The sequence below is a fragment of the Bacteroidia bacterium genome, from assembly GCA_027493955.1.
GTDB lineage: Bacteria > Bacteroidota > Ignavibacteria > SZUA-365 > SZUA-365 > JAOSJT01.
Genome location: JAOSJT010000001.1, coordinates 5,231,258 through 5,237,942, shown reverse-complemented (window position 1 = coordinate 5,237,942; position 6,685 = coordinate 5,231,258). Strand labels below are relative to the sequence as shown.

Genomic DNA, 6,685 nt, shown 5'->3' with positions numbered 1-6,685 from the left:
GGGCGGTCCGTTCGAGGTAGCGAATGACTGGGGCGTGTTCAAGGATATTTACTGCGCCGGTAAGGACGAGACCTTCCGCTTTCTGGAGGATGTGCTGACGGAGGTCATCGCGCTCTTCCCCTCGGAATACATACATATCGGCGGCGATGAGGCGCCGAAATACCGTTGGGAACACTGCGCCGATTGTCGGCGGCGCATACGGGAAGAAGGCCTCGCAGACGAGCATGAACTGCAATCCTGGTTTATCGGACGCATCGGTACGTTTCTTCGCGAACGCGGGCGCAAGCTCATCGGCTGGGACGAGATTCTCGAAGGTGGTCTGCCGGAAGGCGCAACCGTGCAATCCTGGCGCGGTTTCGAAGGCGCAGCCGCGGCGGCGCGGGCAAAGCATTATGCCATCGTCTCCCCCACCAGTCATGCCTATTTCGATTATGACGTCGCCACCACGGATCTCGCGAAGGTGTACTCTTTCGATCCTATTCCGCCAGATCTGAAGCCGTCCGAAGCGGCGTATATCCTGGGTGGTGAATGCAATATGTGGACGGAACACGCTCCGCAGCATCTCGTGGAATCGAAGGTCTTTCCCCGCATTCTCGCCATGGCTGAAGTGCTGTGGTCGCCCGCGCAGGCGCGCGACTGGCTACACTTTCACGATCGCGTCCAGCGCTTCTATCCCCGAATGGACACCCTGTCCATCGGCTACGGGTACGAAGCGCCGCCCGTGCGATTCCATAGCGTCAGCGACACCGCTGCGGGAGGCTTGCGCATGACTTTGAAAGCTGGTCAGCCGGGACTCTCGCTGCGCTATGCGCACGGTCCGGACACCACAGCTTCCGAGAAATTCAGGCGTCCTTTTCTCCTTCACGGCGAGGGCATGCTCTCGGCGTATGCGGTAGGCCCGGGCACGCGTGTCAGTCCCGCCAGACAACTGCGTTACGACATTCACATGGGGTTTTCCGCCGCAGTCACGTTAGCGCAGCCACCGTCCAGGAGCTACAGTGCGGGCGGACCCGCTGCGCTCACCGACGGCATACGCGGCTCCGCGTCCTTTCGGGACGGGAACTGGCAGGGGCATGAAGGTCGGGATGTCGAAGCGGTGATCGATCTCGGTGCGGAGCGAAGTCTGCGCGAGTTGCGGGTCGGCTTTTTACACTACCAGCAAGCGTGGATATTCCTGCCGCGCGCCGTGACCCTGTCCACCTCGCGTGATGGCATTACCTTCACCGAGGCGGGCACCGTTACGCCGCCGGAGCGGGACCGCGCAGAGCAGTCGTTCACATACGACGCTGTCGTGCCGGTGGACATCCCGCGCGCGCGATACGTCCGCATGCAGGCGCGCGCGATGCCCGCGTGTCCCCCGTGGCACGCAGGCGCGGGCGGCAAGACATGGATTTTCCTTGACGAAATTGTCGTGCGGTAGCGCATGGCGTAACACCACGAGAGCAATATGACAGAACAGGCGGCACCGCAGACAGAGGAACAGACCTACCGTTTACCCTTCATGGTCGTGACCGGCCTGTTTTTCCTCTGGGGCTTCATCACCTGCATGAACGACATCCTCATTCCGTATCTGAAGGATGTTTTTTCCCTGAATCACACGCAGGCGATGTTTGTGCAGTTCTCATTTTTCGGCGCGTACTTCGTCGGCTCCCTGGCGTACTTCCTCGTTTCGATGAAGCGCGGTGATCCGATCGGGCGCATGGGCTATAAAAATGGCATTATCATCGGACTGCTGCTGTCGGCGCTGGGCACGGCGCTTTTCTACCCCGCCGCGGAACTGGTGTCGTACGGGTTTTTCCTCTCCGCCCTGTTCATACTCGGCCTGGGATTCACTCTCCTGCAGATTGCGGCCAACCCCTATGTCGCGATACTGGGCGCCGAGAGAACGGCATCGAGCCGTTTGAACCTCGCACAGGGATTCAATTCCTTCGGCACGACTATTGCTCCCGTCATCGGCGGCTTTCTCATTTTCACCTACTTCGCCGGGCACAGCGGTGCGGGTTCGGTCAAAATTCCGTATCTCATCTTCGCGGGGATGTTCGTTTTGATGGCCGTCGTCATGCGCATTGCGCATCTGCCGGAGTTCACGGGCGGGCACAGTGTTGAGCGCGGCGCGGGGGCTTTACGGCACCGGCACACGGTATTCGGCATGATAGCGATTTTCATGTACGTCGGCGCGGAAGTCAGTATTGGCAGCATCATGATCAGCTACCTCGGGCTGCAGGAAATCGCCGGGCTCGCTCCCGCGCAGGCCAGCACCTATGTCGCCTTTTACTGGGGCGGCTTAATGATCGGGCGTTTTCTCGGTGCCATCTCCCTGAGCGGGGTACGCAGCGAGTGGAAGTACGCGGTCATGGTGGCGATTCCGTTTGCGGCGTTTTTCATCATCGCCGCTCTGAAGGGGTGGGGTATCGCGTCGGTGTACAGCATTTTCCTCGTCACCGGGCTTATCGGCTTTTTCGTCGGGCAAGGCCGTCCCGCGCACACGCTCATGCTCTTCGCCCTCATCGCGGTCGTGCTGCTCGCAATCACCCTGCTGAGCACCGGCAGCGTTGCAATGTGGACGGTAATCGGGGTCGGTCTGTTCAACTCCATCATGTGGTCGAACATCTTCACACTCGCCATCGCGAAACTCGGGAAGGATACCAGTCAGGCCTCCTCCCTGCTGGTCATGGCCATTGTCGGCGGAGCGATTCTTCCGGTTTTGCAAGGCGTCGCTGCGGACACCTTCGGCGTACACGCATCCTTTGTTGTTCCCATGGCCGCCTATGGCTACATCGCGTGGTATGGATGGAGAGGATATCGAGTTACGACGTACGATTGACGATTGCCTGCCCGCCGAAGCATCGTAGGTGAATGGCACAACCATCGGTGACAGAGAGCGAAGGCGGGACGACTTACGATTTCCGAGTTACGAGTCACGAGTTACCCTTACGATTTCCGAGTTACGAAACACCGGCACAACATAGGATGAACTCCTCAATTTTATATTTCAAACCGTTCTGCGTTTACAGCATCACGTTTTCTTCACTCTTCACTCACCTCAATGCGCACATAACGAAAATCAACGGAGGCATGTAATGGATGTTGTAGCAGGTGTGGACATAGGCGGGACGAACACCGAAGTCGGGCTCGTTACGCGCGAGGGGGAGATCCTTGCGGAGCGGCGTATCGACACGACCGCCTATCCGGATGTCGATATCTTTTGCGATGCCATTGCTGCGAATGTCGCGGCCCTGTCGGATCAGCTGGACGACTGCCAACTGCGCGGCATCGGCGTCGGAGCGCCGAATGGGAACTACTACAGCGGCACCATCGAAGAGGCGCCCAATCTCGTCTGGAAAGGCATCATTCCCTTCGCGGATCTGCTTGGCGCTGCCTCGCGGCTTCCGGTGTCGCTGACCAACGACGCCAATGCCGCGGCGATCGGCGAGATGATGTACGGCGCGGCCAGGCACATGCGGGATTTCGTGTTGGTGACGCTGGGAACCGGGCTCGGTAGCGGATTTGTCACCGGCGGGGAGCTGCTGTACGGCTCCACCGGTTTCGCGGGAGAACTCGGTCACATGATCGTGATACAGGACGGGCGCCGATGCGGGTGCGGACGCCGCGGCTGTCTGGAAACCTACGTTTCCGCTCCGGGCATCGTTCGCACAGTAGGCGAGCTGCTGGCGGAGCAAGGCTGGCGCAGTGATCTCGCTTCCATTCCTCTTCGCGACATGAGCTCGAGGGATGTCGCCGAGGCGGCGGCACAGGGCGATGCGCTCGCGCGCGAGGCGTTCGAGCGGACCGGCGTGCTGCTGGGCCGGACACTCGCCAATGTCGCGGTCATAAGCAGCCCCGAGGCATTTATCCTTTTCGGCGGCCTCGCGCAATCGGGCCGCCTGATCCTCGATCCCGCGCAGCGCGAAATGGAAATGAACCTCCTCCCCGTGCTTAAGGGCAGCGTGCGTCTGCTGCTGTCGAAACTCATGGACAGCAACGCGGCCGTGCTTGGCGCCGCCGCATTGGCCTGGACCGATCTGGATAAAGGGATAGTATGAAACGGACACTACTCGCGATCGCTGCTCTGCAGCTCATTGTCATTTCCGACATCATTTTCGCGCAATCGTTCTTTCCTGACGAGGCTTCTCGCAGCATGCTCGTACAGCAGGTAGCGAAACGTCAGGCCATCCTTGGTGCCGGCTACGCAGAACTGGTCACCCAGCTCGATCATCTGCGGATTCAGGAAGAAAAAGACGCCCTGCTTTTCCTGCTCGCGAACATGACGCTCGCCGATGTACTCGATCAGGAGCCGGCGTATCATATCCGCTCTGTGCGTGAAGCGCTGCTCGCGAGGGAAAGCATGCCCTGGGGCAAACAGGTGCCGCCGGATCTGTTTCTCCATTTCGTCCTGCCGCCCCGCACCGGCAATGAAGTGCTGGACAGCGCACGCAGCGTGATGCAAAGAGAATTGTTCCCGCGCATTCAATCTATGGGCATGCGTGAAGCCGTTCTCGAGATCAATCACTGGTGCCACGAATACGTCACCTATCAACCAAGCGATGCGCGAACCTCCTCGCCGCTGGCCAGCATGCGCACCGGCCACGGACGCTGCGGCGAGGAATCGGTGCTGACCACGGCAGCCCTGCGCGCGTTGGGGATTCCCGCGCGACAGTGCTACACGCCGCGCTGGGCACACAGCGACGACAATCACGCGTGGGTCGAGGCCTGGGTGGACGGCGAGTGGCATTTCCTCGGTGCTTGCGAACCCGCTCCCGATCTGGATCAGGCCTGGTTCACCGGACCCGCGCGGCGTGCCATGCTCACGGCGACGACCGTGCATGGTCGTTATACGGATCGCGAGGAAGTGATTTTCGCCGGCCCGTACAGCACCCGCATTAACACCCTCCCCTGGTATGCGCCCACGCGACGCATCCCGGTGAAGATCACTGATGCGCAGGGGAAGCCTCTGCAGGATTGCACCGTGGATTTCCGCGTCTTCAATTATGCCGAGTTCTATCCGCTCGCCGCTGTGAGCACAGACAGCAGCGGTCGATGCTCCTTTCTGACAGGTTACGGCGATGTGCTCGTCTGGGCCAGACACGGGGAGAATTTCGCCTGGGCCTACTGTACCGCTCAAAGCAACGACACGGTGCGGCTTACTCCGAAAAGTGTTCATCAGGTCGGCCACATGGAGTTCGAATACCTCCCACCGCCGCCCACGCAGTCTCCGGAGCGGACAGGCGGCGACGACGAGATTTGTGCTCTGCGGCTACGCGCGAACGACAGCATTCGCGGTGCCTACATTCGGACATTCATTGACTCCGTCCGGGTTGCAGATGTTGCCCGCACTTCCGGGCTCGCTCCGGACAGCACCTGGGATGTACTGAAACGCAGTGCCGGCAACTGGCGGGAGATTCTCGCATTTCTGCGCACAGCGAAGACCGAAGACTTCGCGCTCGCTTTTCCCCTCCTTACCGCGATCTCGGAAAAAGATCTCCGCGACGCAAACGCGACGACACTGCTCCACCATCTGCGGCACGCGGCACCGGCGCGGGAGGGAGCCCGGGACTGCGACGAAATCTATGTACGGTATGTGCTCAATCCGCGCATCCGTCACGAGGAACTCCGCGCCTGGCGCGGCGAAGCCGCCGATGCCCTGGCGTCGGTGGGCGCGAGCTTCGGACGCATAAGTGCCGCCACCATAGAGCGCTGGATACGCGACAGCATACGCCTTGCCAACGCGGAAAACTGGGCCGGGGTGGCTATCACTCCCGGGGGCTCGATGCGCGGCAGGATAACCGATGCACCTTCCCGCAATATGCTTTTCGTGGCCCTCTGCCGCACAGCAGGCATACCCGCACGAATCGATGCGATACGAAGTGTACCGCAGTATCTGGAAAAGGATACCTGGCGGGATGTGAACTTCGATGCCGTCGCAACACCTGTTCCCGCATCTGCGCGTCTGCGGCTACTTCCATCCGATACCGCCACCGCTGAGGCCCCGAGGTACTCCTTGCAGTACACCCTCGCACGTTTCGAGGACGGTCGCTATAAAGCGCTGGACTACGAAAACAACGAAAAAGTGCGGACGCTCCCGGCATTGCTTGACGTACAGCCCGGCGAGTACATGCTCGTCACCGGCATTCGCAGAAGCGACGGATCCGTACCGGGTATGGTCGCATTCTTTCGCGTCCCGGACGATGAAACGACGGCTGTCGTCATCCGCTTCCGGGATGCGACCCATCAGTTCTCATCGCTTGGACGCATTCAACCTGACCTCCTCCCGCACCCTGCGAACGATGGATGTGTGCTTCTCTGGCTGCAACCGGGGAGTGAGCCGAATACACACGTCGTCAACAGCATCGCGGAAATACGCGACGCACTGGCGGCGGCGTCCGTTCCTTTTCTGTTCACGGGTACGAACGGCCAGCTCAACACGTCGGTGCGAGAGATTTACGCATCGCGGCTCCCGGCCGGCAATCGCTTTTTCAGCGATGAAAACATGCACGTCCTTCGTCCACTGCTGGACGCGGTCGGTCAGCACGGGCGCATCGATTTCCCCGTAGTCGCATTTGTTGCGGGAAACGGCAATGTGCATTTTTTTGAAAACGGATACTCCATCGGCATCGGAGCACGCCTGCTGAGCGCGCTGTCCGCCCTGCGGAAGAAGGAGTAAGTCGGCACCCCGGTCTTGAAATCA

At 60.4% G+C, this 6,685-nt stretch carries 4 protein-coding genes; all 4 read left to right on the top strand.

The window, feature by feature from the left end; genetic code table 11:
- Positions 1-1,420, top strand: a 1,420-nt coding sequence (locus M5R41_19730; GenBank protein ID MCZ7558624.1) for a family 20 glycosylhydrolase, incomplete at its 5' end; no start/stop codon positions are given.
- A gap of 27 nt (positions 1,421-1,447) precedes the next feature.
- Positions 1,448-2,824, top strand: a complete 1,377-nt coding sequence (locus M5R41_19725) for a sugar MFS transporter (protein MCZ7558623.1) — start codon at positions 1,448-1,450, stop codon at positions 2,822-2,824.
- A 256-nt stretch (positions 2,825-3,080) separates the two neighbouring features.
- Entirely contained in the window at positions 3,081-4,043 is a 963-nt protein-coding gene (locus M5R41_19720; protein ID MCZ7558622.1) for an ROK family protein, read from the top strand.
- Positions 4,040-6,661: a transglutaminase domain-containing protein gene (locus M5R41_19715; protein ID MCZ7558621.1), complete on the top strand. Its 2,622-nt coding sequence runs from the start codon at positions 4,040-4,042 to the stop codon at positions 6,659-6,661. The genes M5R41_19720 and M5R41_19715 overlap by 4 nt, the downstream gene beginning before the upstream one ends.
- Positions 6,662-6,685 lie beyond the last annotated feature (24 nt).

Excerpts from the sequence above, each read along its gene's own strand:
- M5R41_19725 (MCZ7558623.1), top strand. The coding sequence starts at position 1,448 with ATGACAGAACAGGCGGCACCGCAGACAGAGGAACAGACCTACCGTTTA.
- M5R41_19720 (MCZ7558622.1), top strand. The coding sequence starts at position 3,081 with ATGGATGTTGTAGCAGGTGTGGACATAGGCGGGACGAACACCGAAGTC.
- M5R41_19715 (MCZ7558621.1), top strand. The coding sequence starts at position 4,040 with ATGAAACGGACACTACTCGCGATCGCTGCTCTGCAGCTCATTGTCATT.